General features: G+C 66.0%; 11 protein-coding genes. 3 read left to right on the top strand and 8 right to left on the bottom strand.

What is annotated here, in order from left to right:
- The 8 genes from H0B43_RS27850 to H0B43_RS27815 form a co-directional block, all read right to left on the bottom strand.
- The gene (locus H0B43_RS27850; RefSeq protein WP_185724974.1) at positions 1-864 is read right to left on the bottom strand and encodes a PaaX family transcriptional regulator C-terminal domain-containing protein; all 864 of its coding nucleotides are present in this window, start codon (positions 862-864) and stop codon (positions 1-3) included.
- On the bottom strand, positions 848-2,083 hold the full coding sequence (locus H0B43_RS27845; protein ID WP_185724975.1) for a kynureninase: 1,236 nt from the start codon (positions 2,081-2,083) through the stop codon (positions 848-850). The genes H0B43_RS27850 and H0B43_RS27845 overlap by 17 nt, the downstream gene beginning before the upstream one ends.
- The gene (locus H0B43_RS27840) at positions 2,080-2,928 is read right to left on the bottom strand and encodes a tryptophan 2,3-dioxygenase family protein (RefSeq protein ID WP_312033658.1); all 849 of its coding nucleotides are present in this window, start codon (positions 2,926-2,928) and stop codon (positions 2,080-2,082) included. The genes H0B43_RS27845 and H0B43_RS27840 overlap by 4 nt, the downstream gene beginning before the upstream one ends.
- Before the next feature lie 111 nt (positions 2,929-3,039).
- Positions 3,040-3,879 (bottom strand): NmrA/HSCARG family protein, encoded by an 840-nt coding sequence (locus tag H0B43_RS27835; protein ID WP_397517442.1) that lies wholly within the window; start codon positions 3,877-3,879, stop codon positions 3,040-3,042.
- Positions 3,880-3,936: 57 nt separating this feature from the next.
- Positions 3,937-5,154, bottom strand: coding sequence for an MFS transporter (locus H0B43_RS27830; RefSeq protein WP_185724978.1), 1,218 nt, complete (start codon positions 5,152-5,154; stop codon positions 3,937-3,939).
- A complete protein-coding gene (locus H0B43_RS27825; protein ID WP_185724979.1) occupies positions 5,151-6,113 on the bottom strand; it encodes an NADP-dependent oxidoreductase in 963 nt (320 codons plus the stop codon). The genes H0B43_RS27830 and H0B43_RS27825 overlap by 4 nt, the downstream gene beginning before the upstream one ends.
- Before the next feature lie 193 nt (positions 6,114-6,306).
- A complete protein-coding gene (locus tag H0B43_RS27820) occupies positions 6,307-7,737 on the bottom strand; it encodes a PLP-dependent aminotransferase family protein (RefSeq protein ID WP_397517506.1) in 1,431 nt (476 codons plus the stop codon).
- A 91-nt stretch (positions 7,738-7,828) separates the two neighbouring features.
- Entirely contained in the window at positions 7,829-8,599 is a 771-nt protein-coding gene (locus tag H0B43_RS27815) for a helix-turn-helix transcriptional regulator (RefSeq protein ID WP_312037650.1), read from the bottom strand.
- A gap of 162 nt (positions 8,600-8,761) precedes the next feature.
- Here H0B43_RS27815 and H0B43_RS27810 point away from each other — a divergent pair, with 162 nt between their 5' ends.
- The 3 genes from H0B43_RS27810 (at position 8,762) to H0B43_RS27800 (ending at position 13,731) form a co-directional block, all read left to right on the top strand.
- A complete protein-coding gene (locus tag H0B43_RS27810; RefSeq protein WP_185724980.1) occupies positions 8,762-11,083 on the top strand; it encodes a LuxR C-terminal-related transcriptional regulator in 2,322 nt (773 codons plus the stop codon).
- 554 nt (positions 11,084-11,637) lie between these two features.
- On the top strand, positions 11,638-12,444 hold the full coding sequence (locus H0B43_RS27805) for a PDR/VanB family oxidoreductase (protein ID WP_252189693.1): 807 nt from the start codon (positions 11,638-11,640) through the stop codon (positions 12,442-12,444).
- Between the two features lie 24 nt (positions 12,445-12,468).
- Positions 12,469-13,731 carry a cytochrome P450 gene (locus H0B43_RS27800; protein ID WP_185724982.1) on the top strand — a complete coding sequence of 421 codons (1,263 nt, stop codon included), beginning with the start codon at positions 12,469-12,471 and terminating at the stop codon, positions 13,729-13,731.
- The last annotated feature ends 19 nt before the right edge of the window (positions 13,732-13,750 follow it).

Below are 13,750 nucleotides of genomic sequence, written 5' to 3'. Positions count from 1 at the left end.
TCAGGCCGGGAGCCGCGACTGCAGGTTTCGCACCCAGTCGCGGCTCTCGGCGAGGTAGCGGTCCCGCGCCGACGCGAACAGGCGAACACTGTCGGCGCCAGGCCAATTCGCGGGCAGCATACCGGCGGGCAGGCCCGGGTCGACGTACGGGATGATGCGCCATTCGTCGAGTAGCGGCACGAAGCGGACGAATGCGTCGCGCGGCGACACCTCCTCCGCGGCGGCGAGAGCGACGCGGTGGTGGTCGAGGAAGTCGCGGTGTCGCGCGGCGATGCCGCCCAGGTCCCACCACCGGGCCGCCGCGTCCGCCGTCGAATCGGGCACGAACACCGACGTGGACACGAACGTGGTCACGTATCCGGACAGGCCCAGCGCGTCGACGATGTCCCCGACCTCACCGGCGAGATGTTCGGGTGCGATCCACAGGCCCGGCGACACGGTGCCGCACCCGATCCAGCCGAGCCGCCTACGCAACTGGTGCCGTGCGGCCCGCTGGGATTCGGGGATGGTGAACGAGATCAGCCGCCAGGGGTCGGTGTCCGCCATCTGACGGAAGCCGAAGATCCGCGGATCGCCGCGGGTGAACATCGCCTCGGCCTGCTCGGTCACCTCGTACCCGCTCCGCCCGTCGCGGGTCAGCGGCCGCAGCACGCCCTTCTTCTTGAGGCGGGTCACCGCGATGCGCGTCGATTCGGGCGGGATGCCGACGACCTGCATCAGTTCCACGAAATCGGCGATGGCCACCCATCCGCCGAGGTCGCGCACGTACGCGCCGAGGACGGTGCGGATCAGCGACGTCGCGCTGCCGGGACGCGAATCGAAGTCGTCGAGGATCGCGCTCGCCGGCTCAGTCGGCGAGTTCATCACGGATCGCGAGTATCCCGGCGCACACCTCGCCGAAACTCGTGCTCAGCGGGCTCAGTCCGAGGCGCAGACCCTGCGGGGCCCGGAAATCGGGGATGACGCCCTTCGTCCACAGTCGCTCGACGACGGCCTCGAACCGCGGGTGGTCGACGATGACGTGACCGCCGCGTTCCGCAGCATTGCCGGGCGAGCCGATCTCCACTCCCAGTGGGACCAGCAACTCGCGGACGAGGTCGAGTGCGTATTCGGTGAGCGCGATCGACTTGGCCCGCACGGCGTCCGTCCCGACCTCGTCGAGAAGGGCGAGGGTGTCCTGCAGCGCAATCATGCCGAGCACGGACGGCGTTCCGCTGATCACGCGCCGGATGCCGGGCGCCGGACGGTAGCCCTGCTCCATCGCGAACGGATTGTCGCGGCCCATCCAGCCCCAGATCGGCTGCACGAAGTCCTGCTGATGGTCGGCCCGGACGTACGCGAACGCCGGTGAGCCGGGTCCGCCGTTCAAGTACTTGTACGTGCACCCGACCGCCAGGTCGACACCCCACGCGTCGAGTTCCAGGGGAACCGAGCCGACGGAATGGCAGAGGTCGAGCAGCAGGAGCGCGCCCGCCTCGTGCACCACTCGGGCGGCCGCGGCGGCGTCCACCAGGTATCCCGAGCGGTACGCGACGTGACTGAGAACGACGAGTGCGGTGCGGTCGGAGACCACGGACGTCAGTTCGTCGACGGTGACGCCGCCCCGGGTGTCCGACTCGATCCACCGGAGGGTGAGCCCGAGTTCTCCGGCGATGGCCTCGAGCACGTAGCGGTCCGTCGGAAAGTTGTCGCGGTCGACGACGATCTCGGTGCGGTCCGGCCGCAACGCGAGCCCGCCCCGCGCGAGTTTGTACAGCAGGACCGTCGTCGAGTCGCCGATGGTGGTCTGACCGGGGGCCGCGCCGAGCGCCACCCGCGCGAGTGTGTCGCCGATCGTGATCGGCAGGTCGTACCACTCCTCGTCCCACCCGCGGATGAGCCGGCCACCCCATGACCGAGTGACGAAGTCGTGGATCCGCTCGGCGCTCGCCTTGGTGGGCCGCCCGAGCGAGTTCCCGTCGAGGTACGCCACGACCGCGGGATCGTCGGCACCGATGAACAGTGCGCGATACGCGCGGAGCGGGTCGGCCGCGTCGAGTTGTTCGGCCCGGGTTGCAAGTACGTCGGTGGAAGCGGGCATCATCGTCCGATCTCGGTGCGGATGGCGAGAAGTTCGGGAAAGAACGTCAGTTCGAGGGCCTTCTGCAGGAATCCCACGCCACTGGATCCGCCCGTCCCCGGCTTCATGCCGATGGTCCGGAGCACAGTGCGCATGTGGCGGAAACGCCACAACTGGAAGTTCTCCTCGAGGTCGACGAACTCCTCGAACGCCTCGTAGACGGCCCAGTGTTCCTCGGAGTTCTCGTACACGAACTTGATCAGCGGCATCAGGTCGTCGTTCATGCTGTAGGCCGCGGTCACGTCGCGGTTCAGCGCGGATTCCGGCACGTCGTATCCGAGCCGCGCCAGGCACTGCCAGAACGCGTCGTACAGACTCGGCTCGCCGAGGAGCCGGTCGAGCAGTTCGTGGGCGGCAGGATCGGCCTCGAACACCTTCAGCATCCCGGTGTTCTTGTTGCCGAGCACGAACTCCACCGCGCGGTACTGATAGGACTGGAACCCGGACGAGTTGCCGAGGAACTGCCGGAACTCGGAGTACTCGGTGGGGGTCAGTGTGGCCAGCACCGACCACTGCTCGGTCAGCGTCTTCTGGATGTGCTTGACCCGCGCCACACACTTGAGCGCCCTGCCGATGTCGTCGGCGTCGAAAGCCGCTCGGGCCGCGAGGGTTTCGTGCAGCACGAGCTTCAGCCAGAGTTCGGTGGTCTGGTGCTGGATGATGAACAGCAGTTCGTCGTGGTGCTCCGGACGGCTCACCGGTTTCTGCGCGCTCAGCAGCGTGTCGAGGTCGAGGTACGAGCCGTAGCTCATCCGCTCGCTGAAATCGGTGACGATGTCTTTCTCGATGGCTCTGGTGTTGGCCTGCACGCCCCTGACCGTCCTCACTGCTGGTGTTCGAGTACCGGGCTCCCACGACCATATTACATAATCGTGGCGACCGTTACAGATATCGAATACCGCTCGCGCTCTCCGCAGACCTCACGCCAACTCGGCCGCCCAATCGGCGAAGCTCTGCCAGCCCACCTCGGGGTAGAGCCGGCGCAGTTCTCCGATGTTCGCGTCGTAACCCGTGTCGGTGAGGAAGCGGAACATCGCGCGCATGTCCGGCGATGCGATGGCGTCCGCGTCGGACGAATGGGCATGAACCTGTGTGCCCAGCACCTCACCGAGCACCTCGGCCATTCGACGCGGCGTCGGATCATCCGATGCCAGGTCGATTCTCGTCCCGGCGAATCGGTCCGGATCGTCGAACACGAGGGCAACGAACCGACCGAGGTCTCGGCGCGACAACTGCTGCAACGGGGTATCGACGGGCAGAGGCAGATCGAGTCGGCCTCGGCGGATGCCGTCGAGGCCGCCGAGCAGGTTGTCGTAGAAGTACGTCGGACCGACGATCGTGTACGAGACCGACGATTCTCGCAGCAACGCCTCGGTCGCGGCCTTCGTGTCGAAATGCGGGACCCCGGTGCTCTTGTCCGCGTCGGCCACCGAAGAGAACACCACGTGGGGAACACCGGATTCAACGAACGCGTCGACGAGGGCGGCACCCTGAGCGATCTCCGCCTCCGGGCCGTCTTCGAAGGGCGTTGTCATGGCGAACACGCCCGCACACCCGTCGACTGCAGACGCGACCGCCGCCCGGTCGGTGATGTCGGCGACGGCGATGTCGACGCCTCGCAGGCGCAACGCCTCTGTACGAGAAGAGCTTCGGCGGACGAGTGCTCGGACCTCACGTCCTCGTTCGAGCAACGCGTCGACGACCGCGCCTCCCTGACCACCCGTCGCTCCGACGACTGCATACGGCTCACTCATGGGCACAACACCTCTCCTTCTCGACCGCGCCAGCGTACTCGCAGGCTCCGTCCGCCCCTCGGACTACTCGGCCAGGTGAGATACCGCGACAGGAGAGCTCGGGACAGCGGTGCGGCGGGGTTGTGCGACGAGGATCAGTACCAGGGACAGGAGAAGCCCTGCGACGCTCACCGCGACGAGCGTCCCGCAACCTCCAGCGCTTTCGACGAGGCGCCCACCCATCAGCGGGCCGAGTGCGAATCCGCCGCCGATGGCGAGGTTCGCCAGGTTGACCAGCTGACCGGACCGATCCAGCCCGGAGAGGGTGGACATGAGATACGGAAGGATGAACGTCCAGGTGAACTTGAAGAGCAACGCGGCCGCGGTGAATCGGAGGACTCCGGGCGTTCCCGCCAGCAGAGCGACCGACAGGGTCATCGCGAGGTAACCGACGAGGAGATTGATCCGGGTGTTCGGCCGTGCACCCAGAACGGTCGCCCCGACCGAGCCTGCGATGCCGAACACGGTGGCGATCGACAGGATCGAGCTCGAGGTGTCGTTGTCGATCATCGATGCGCCCGCGATGCTCCCGAGGAACGTCCAGATGCCGCTGAGGCTGACGTAGAAGGCGAGCAGCGCGATCAGGCCCAGGGTCGCGCGGAGGGCGTAGTTCGCTGTGGGGACCGCGTCTTCGTCCGCGGGGCGGCCCGCGAAGATGTTGCGTTGCGGCAGGAACCGGACGAGCGGGAGGACGACTATCATGAGAATGGCGAGAACCCAGTACACGATGCCGATCCCGAAGGTGTCGAAGAACTTCGGGAGTACGGCCAGCCCGATCGCACCGAAGCAGAGTTGCCCCATCAGCCACAGGCCGTAGACACGGTTGCGGTCCCTGGTCTGGGCTGCGAGCGCCATGCACAGGACCATCAGCGATCCGCCCGCGAGGGACGTGAGGAATCGGACCGCGACCAGAGTCCCGTATTCGCCGATGTAGGCCGAACAGATATTACCGACGATGAAGATCGTCCCGAAGATCGTCGACATCGTGCGCAGGTTGTACTTCTTGATCCACCACAGTGCAGGAATCGACGCGATACTCATCGCACCGAGCTCGGCAGCGAACAGATCACCCGTCTGCGAGGGACTCAGTGCGAGCTGCAGTTGCAGTTGGCTTGCCGCGGCAGGTGCCATGAGAAGGAGCATGGCGACGACCGCCGAGAACAGGACGATGACGGCTACGCGTCCTGTGGAGTTGGGGTCGGTGCTGTCGAATGGGACGCGTCGGCCGTCGAGAGCTGTCACTGGGGTTGTCCGATGTCCGGCAATGACGTTGCATCATCGGGCCGGTAACTCGGCATGACGATGACCGGCTTGCCCGCACGGTGCCGGGAATCGAAGGCACCGACAGCGTCAGCGAGAGGCCGCACGCTGACCGCTGGCGGACGCAGGCGACCGTCACGGATCCGGCGCTCGATGCGGACCAGGCACTCACGATCCGGTTCGACGACGAAGAATATCGCCCGCCCCTGCTCGGGAATCACCCGAAGGGGCTCCGCGATGGTAACGAGGACACCACCGGAGCGCACCAGTTTTGCTGAACGGTCCAGTGTTTCGCCGCCGAGGACATCGAGTACCACGTCGACCTCGTCGAGGTCTTCGAGCCGGTGACGATCCAGATCGACGAAGGCGTGCGCGCCGAGACCGAGAACGGTGTCACCGTGCCGGGCACGACCGGTGCCGATGACCCGGGCGCCCGCCTCGAGCGCCAGTTGCACGGCCATCGAACCGACCGCGCCGGCCGCACCGTGGATCAGTACGGTCTGCCCTGCGGCGAGTCGCGCGTGATCGAACAGCGCCTGCCACGCGGTGAGCCCGGAGATCGGCAGGGCGGCAGCCACGGCGTGGTCGACGCCGCCCGACAGCGGCGCCAGGTTTCGGGCCTCGACCGCGACGTACTCGGCGAGTGTACCGTTGCGAGTCCAGTCGGTGACCCCGAACACGCGCTGGCCGATTGTCAAACCGGTTGTTCCATAACCTAATTCAGCGACGATTCCGGAGACTTCGTGACCGGGAATGGATGGTGCCCGGTCGCGTCCCGCACGGTCGGACCAGGTGCCGGGCCAGTCGAGCTCACCGGGCGTGAAGCTCGCGGCGTGCACGCGGACGATGACGTCGTTCTCGGCCGCATGAGGGTACGGAACGTCCGCCACCGACAGTCCATTGACACCGGAATCGTGGTCGGACGCGAGGACCGCTTGCATGAAAAACCTCACTTCGTTTCGTTTCGTTTCGATTGCGCGACGTGGAGTCGCGGCGCTCAGCTCTGGTGCCGACGCGCGCCGGTATGGCGCAGATGGTCGGTGACCTCGACGTTTCCGGCATTCAGCATGATCTGAGGCTAGTACCGTGGCGAGCCTTCGCATGGGCCACTTCCCCACCGAATCCGGGGGCCACTCACCGAAGTTGCCGGGCCAATGCCTCCACGGCTGCAGGCCATGCGCTCTGCGCCGGCGCGGCGAAGCCGACGACCAGACCGTCACGGTCGACGTCGACGTCGACGTCGGGATGGCGGTAGAGGGCGAGGCCCTCGACAGCAAGATTCCGCCACCCCGGTTCTCGAGCGGCGGCACTCTCGCTGCCGCCGGCCAGGTGCAGCAGGACGTGCAGGCCTGCAGGCAGGCCGGTCACGCGAGTGGCAGGGGACGACCGGCCGACCGCGTCGACGAGTTGCTCCCGCCGGCGGCGGTACTGCGCGCGCATCGCGCGAATGTGCCTGTCGTAAGCGCCGGTTCGGATGAACTCGGCCATCGCCAGCTGGTCGACGAAGCCGCACGTGGTCTCGGTCTCGCCCTTCTCGCGGGCCACCGTCTCGACGAGCCGGTCCGGAAGGACCAGCCAGCCGAGCCGCAGACCCGGGGCAAGGGACTTGCTCGCGGTGCCCACGTACACCACCCGCTCGGGGTCGACACCCTGAAGCGCGCCGACAGGGCTGCGGTCGTAGCGGAATTCTCCGTCGTAGTCGTCCTCGATGATCACGCCGCCGGTTCTGCGTGCCCAGTCGACGACAGCCGCGCGCCGGTCGGGGCGCAGCGGTACGCCGATGGGGAACTGGTGTGACGGCGTGAGCAGCACACCGCCCACCTCGTGCAGCTCGTCGAGCGCGGCGACGTCGGCGCCACCGGCGTCGACGTCCAGCGGTGGACAGCGCAACCCGGCTGTGCGCAGCGCGTCGCGGTGCGCCGGCAACCCATAGGACTCGACCGCCAGGGAGACCACCCCCGCACCGGCCAGCGCGCGGGCCAACAGGGTGAGCCCCTCGGCGGCACCGCAGCAGACCACGATGTTGTCGGGCCTGCACACGACCCCGCGAGCACGCGCGAGGTACTCGGCAAGCGCCAGGCGCAGTTCGGGACGGCCGTGCGGGTCCGCATAACCGAACGCCTCGAACGGGACCGTGCGGAGCGCCTGGTCGACGGCGCGACTCCACTGCCCGCGCGGGAACGAGGACAGGTCGGGCCTGCCCGGTCGAAGGTCGTGGTCGGGGCGGCGCGCCGGCGGCCTCCGCACGCGAAACCCGTCGGCCGGAAGGGCTCGAGCGGCGCGGCGGGACACGGTGGTACCCGAGCCGTGTTGCGAGGTCAGCCAACCTTCCTCGACGAGTTCCGAGTACGCCCGCGCTACCGTGTTCCGCGCGATGCCCAGGTCCGCGGCGAACGCGCGGCTCGACGGCAGTCGAGTGCCCGGCGGCAACCGGCCCGAACGGATGGCGTCACGTAGAGCGTCCATCACGCTGTCGCGGACTCGGCCGGTAGGCCGCTCGAGGTGCAGATCCAACCCGGCCGTCGAGGCCGGTGGTGGCTCGGTGTCCGTGGTGTCGGCGGACACCCCTTCGTCGGCGCTCAGCACATCCTCCAGTCGACGGGAAGACCTGACCAGGAGCTTACGCCGGTGCGGGCATCTCCCCGCAGATGCCGAGTCAATGCAGAAGAGAAGACGGTGACACTCCGTAGCGCTGCCGAAAGGCGGCGGCGAACCGGCCGAAATGAGTGAACCCCCATTTCAGCGCAACGTCGGTCACCGAACGAGCCGAGCCCGAGGCGAGTTCGGCCCGGACGCCGGCGAGACGGATCTCGGTCAGGCATTCGCGGGGAGTCTTGCCGAGGTAGAGGCGGAAGCCCCCTGCAGGCGCCGCAGCGGCGGGCCTGCGCAAATCGATCTGATCCGGGATCACCGCGTCGGCCCGGCCAGTCACGCGCCACAACTCGCGTTGGGCGAAATCCCGATCGATCTTGACGCCGACGATCGTGCAGGCGCGAGGCCACCGCGTGATGTCGGCCGGGGTGTCAGCGGGGTTGACCGTGGCGAAGCCTCGGGTGGACACGACGAGCCGCCCCCTGATCCGGGTCTCGCGCTCGCCATGAAGCGGGATGTTGATGCCGACGGCGCCGGGATGCTCGCTGTGAACGGCAACATCAGCGCCCCAATTGATTCGGACGATGTGCAGGGGCCGAGATGCAACGCGGAAACCCTGGGAGCTGCAGTGGGACTGGACGCGGTCAGCGGCATGAGCTCGTGCGGAAAGTTGGCGTCGAATACTGCATGGGGCACCGCGTCCCAATCGGGGTGCCGCATGCCACCCCCGGGATACTCGCCGCTCGACAGGGTGCCGGAAAAGCTCTCGCGCAATGTAATCGACCTCGCGGTTAACGGATCGCCACGCGACGAGTCCGTGCCTATCTTGTATCACACTCACTGCGGAATCAGAAGGAATCGGGGACGTGGAAGCATGACGCGGACCCGGCCCGGCGGGGTACCGATAACACGGTCTTCGAACAAAGTTTCGGTATTCCGACGTCGCACCGCCGGGGTTGCGATACCCTGACTGCGTCTGTCGCAAAGTGGAGGTGTCGTGTCGAAAGCGAGAACTCGCAGCGGCAACGTCCCGTCCACCGCAACCAGCTTCGTCGGCCGGCGTCAGCAGCGTAAGGAGATCCGCGACCGTCTGGCGAGCGGACGACTGGTGAGCTTGATCGGGCCCGGCGGAGTGGGCAAGACCCGATTGGCATTGCACGTCGCCGACGAGATGAACCACCTTTTCGAGAACGGCGTATATTTCGTCGAATTGGCGTCCGTCTCGGACGGAGGCGACGTACCGGCCGCTGTTGTTCACGCGCTGGGAATTGCGGATCAGTCGAATCGTGACGCCACCGCGAAGCTGATCGAATATCTTCGTGATCGCGAGATCCTGCTCATTCTCGACAATTGTGAACACGTACTCCCCGGGTCCGTGGCATTGATCAGCGACATTCTGCGATATGCCCCCTCGATTCGAATTCTGGCCACTACCCGCACGTCGCTGACGGTGACCGAAGAATTCCTTTATCCAGTACCTCCACTCACCGTCCCCGATGACGCGGCGCCGGTCACCGTCGAATCCCTGTCGCAGTTCGAGTCGATCCGACTACTCCAGGAGCGTGCAGAGGCCGCCTCCCCCGGTTTCGTCCTCGACGAGCACAATGCTGCCGCAGCGGCGCGTTTGTGCATTCAACTGGAGGGAATTCCGCTCGCAATCGAACTCGCGGTCGCCCGCATGCGCATTCTGTCGCTCGACCAGATTCTGGAACGACTGACGGACCGATTCGGGCTGCTCACCAGCGGAAGTCGATCGGCCGCACCGCGCCAGCAGACCCTCCGATCGCTCGTCGATTGGAGTTTTGCACTCTGCACGGAACCCGAACGTCATCTGTGGGCACGCCTGTCCGTTTTCGCCGGCAGTTTCGACCTGACATCGGCGGAAGGCGTGTGCGGCGACGCATACGCCCACGGCGGCCACCCGGCGACGACCACGCTCGACCTCTTGAGTTCCCTGGTGAACCAGTCCATCGTCGGGGTCGAGGACCAAGAATCGTCGATGCGCTTCCGGATGCTGGAAACCATCCGGGCCTACGGTGCAGAGATACTCGCGCTGACGGGAGACTCCGACAGATTCCGCAGCCGTCACCGTCAGTATTTTCTCGACGTGGTCCAAGAACTGGAACGTTCCTGGTGCGGGCCCGACCAAGCGGCCTCGGCCAAGTGGATGCGCGTCGAGCGGGAAAATCTTCGAGCCGCGTTGGACACTGCCGCCGCGGGCGACAACTATCAACTGGAATTGATCGCCGGACTGCGATACCGCTGGTACGCAGACGGATACATAGCCGAGGGTCGCCGGTGGTCGGACGAATCGCTCGACGCACCCGACGGCGATCGGACGCCCACGCCGGCCCGGGCGAAAGCGCTGTGGGTCGCTGCCAGGGTGTGCCTTCTCCAAGGCGACCACGAGGTGGCAGCACGGCGCCTCGACGAGTGTGAAGCAGTGGCGGCACAGCTTCACCTCGCTGACGCGGCGGCCCACTGCGTCGGTCTGCGGGGACTCGCCGCACAGCTTCGCGGCGACCTTGCCGAGGCCGAGAGTCGATTCGAGGTCGCGCTGCGCGAGTTGGCCGACGTCGGTGAGACCGCCGAATGGCTGATGGCGTCCTTCGAGTACGCCGTCGTGCTCTCCCTCGGCGGCCGGAGCGCGGAAGCACTGGCCGTCAGCACGTCGGCCTTGTCTGTGTGCCGGCATCGCGGTGAACGATGGGCGCGTTCCTACCTGAAGTGGAGCCAAGGGCTCGACCACTGGCTGCAAGGCGACTTCACCGCAGCGCATGCAACCGCGATCGATGCGCTGCGTGATCACCGGGTCTTCGATCCGTCCCTGGGCACCGCCTTGATGACCGAACTTCTCGCCTGGATAGCGGGATCAACCGGTCAGTTCGAGCGCGCGGCACAGTTGATCGGGGCGTCCCGGAGCCTGTGGCGACGCACGGGTACGGAATTGGTGGCGTTCGGGCCGAAACTCACCGGCTATCACTCCGCCTGTCGCGGTCAGCTCGAGCAGGCGATGGCGCCCCGGGCGCTGTCGACAGCGTTGCAGGCGGGAGCAAAGCGATCCCCGACCGGCATCATCGCCTACGCACTGGCGGAACAGGTCGCCGATTCGATTCCCGAGGGCGAACCACCCGTGCTCACCAGCCGGCAACAAGAGATCGCGGCCTTGATATCGAAAGGGCTGACCAGCCCGCAGATCGCGGCGGCTCTGGTGATCTCCGCACGCACCGTGGAGAGCCACATCGAGAACATCATGACGCGCCTCGGGTTCGCCTCGCGCAGCCAGATCGCCTCCTGGTACATCGGACAGTCCCGCTGACCGGACCACGCACCCGCAGCACGGGACGCGCCGACTTCGACGCCTGACGGCGTCCGTCCGTGAGAACTCGCGGTTCAGAGCCGTTTCTTCGTGTGCGCCGCCGGCCACGCCCGGTACGGAACCCCGCAACTTCCGTACCACCTTCCGTGATTTACCCCATGTGCGCGATCGCACAGTGCGGCAGATTACAACGGGCCGGACGTTGTGACCTCCCCTATGGAAGTCGCCCGACGGCGAGGCCGAAAACGACGGGCCGGTCGGCCACGAGTACACCACGTCGCCGACGTGGCCTCGTGCACCACAGTCCACGCCGGGGCATCCGGCCGAAATTCGAAGGAGTCCCCATGGCATCGCAGTTCGAGGCCCGACACTCCGGCCCACAGCCTCGGCGAGCGGACACCGCGAATCAGGCACACGAAGACCTCGCGATGGAAATCAAGGCCAAGACGCCGATCACCGACACCGTCACGCAGCTGACCCTGGTCCGCGCCGACGGTCGAGACCTCCCCGGGTGGACGCCGGGTTCACACATCGACGTCGTACTCGGACCGGACATGATCCGGCAGTACTCCCTCTGCGGTGAACCTGGCGACCGTCGTTCGTGGCAGGTGAGCGTCCTGTACCAACCCGACGGCCGAGGCGGCTCCACACGCCTTCATCACGAAGTGCACGAAGGCGAAAGCGTCACCGTCCGTGGGCCACGAAACAACTTTCACCTCGTCGACGCACCCCGCTACCTGTTCATTGCCGGAGGAATCGGAATCACCCCGTTCCTCCCGATGATCACGTCGGTCGAGCGGGCAGGAGCCGAATGGTCCTTGATATACGGAGGCCGCAGCCGACGCAACATGCCATTCGCAGGCGGCTTGAAACAGGCCCACCGCGACCGCGTGACCTTGGTTCCGGCCGACATCGACGGGCGCATCGACCTCCCTCGCATCCTTGCGGGTGCCACTCCCGATACCGCGGTATACGTGTGCGGCCCCGAGAGCCTGCTGTGTGCTGCGGAGGAGATAGCCGCCGAGCTCGACAATATCGATGAAATTCATCTGGAGCGATTTACTCCCAAAACTCCGACTGACGCACCGGTCCTCGATGAATTCGAAGTCGAATTCGTGCGAAGCGGCATCACCGTCTCGGTCGGATCGGATCAATCGATTCTCGACGCAGCACGAGCCGTCGGCATACCCGCACCATTCTCCTGTTCCGAAGGCACGTGCGGAACCTGCGAAACAAATATCGTGTCCGGCCTGGCCGACCACCGCGATTCAGTGCTCAGCCCCACAGAGCAGGAAGAAAACAGCACATTGATGATCTGCATCAGTAGAGCCGCCTGCCCGAAGATCACACTCGACCTCTGACAGCCCACCGAAGAGAGGAAAACAATGACTGGGTGCCCGGTCGCTCATACCGCCGCAGGATTCTCGTTCTTCGACCACGAATATCAGGAAAATCCGGGGGCCTCGCTGGCGTGGGCCCGCGAGAGTCAACCGGTGTTCTACAACGACGACTCGGACTACTGGGTCGTCACGCGGCACGAAGACGTGAAATCAGTTTTCAGCCAATTCAATCAGTTCTCTGCGGCCATCACGCTGACGCCGGTCACACCCCCCTCCGAGGAGGCCGGCGAGCAGCTCGGCAAGTACAACTTCGCACCCTGCCCCGTCCTCGCGGATTCCGACCCGCCCATGCACCGGCAGTACCGCCGGCTGAACGCTCCCGCATTCATGCCGGACCGTATCGACCCCCTCGCTCCCTACATTCGGGAGACGACGAACACCTACATCGACCGCTTCGTCGATCAGGGTCATGCCGATCTCGTCGCCGATATGCTCTGGGACATCCCCTGTTTGGTCGCTCTGCAGTTCTTGGGGATTCCCGAGGAGGACGTAGACACCGTACGCAAGCTCGCCACGTCCATGACCGAATTCGTGTGGGGGCGGCCCAGCCCCGAGGAGCAGATCCGAGCCGCCGACGGCCTGGGCCAGTTCTGGGAGATGGGTGAGCGCGTCATCGGGAAACTCAAGGAACTCGACAATCCACCAGGGTGGTTGGGTCATGCGATCAAGATGCAGCGTGAGAACCCTGACGTCATCTCCGATACCTGGCTGCAGACGAACGTCATGGGCGGCGCGATGGCTGCCCACGAAACTACGACGAATGCCACCGCGAACGCGGTCGTCACTCTGCTGAGGAACCGCGACCAGTGGGATCGCCTGTGCGCGGACCCCTCCCTGATCCCCGCGGCGGTCGAGGAGTGCCTGCGACTCAATCCCTCGGTGGCCGCGTGGCGCCGAGTCGCGAAGCAAGACGTGCAGGTCGGCGACGTGACCATTCCCGCGGGCGGAAAGATCCTCATGGTGATCGCGTCGGCGAACCAGGACGGCTCCGTGTTCGACGATCCCGAACGATTCGACATCGACCGAGACGCCAAGGCGCACATCGCATTCGGCGCGGGAACACACATGTGCCTGGGTAACCATCTCGCCCGGCTGGAGATGATCATCTATCTGGAGGAACTGACGCGACGCCTGCCCCACATGACTCTCGACCAGCAGGAGTTCCACTACGTCCCGAACACCTCGTTCCGAGGCCCGGAGTCGCTGCACGTCAGTTGGGATGTCGAAAAGAATCCGATCCTCACCTGATCGGCGCCCGCGCGCCGAG

The organism is Rhodococcus sp. 4CII, assembly GCF_014256275.1.
GTDB classification, from domain to species: Bacteria; Actinomycetota; Actinomycetes; order Mycobacteriales; family Mycobacteriaceae; genus Rhodococcus_F; species Rhodococcus_F wratislaviensis_A.
Note: the sequence above shows the minus strand (reverse complement) of the source record. Positions and strands in the feature narration are given on the sequence as shown.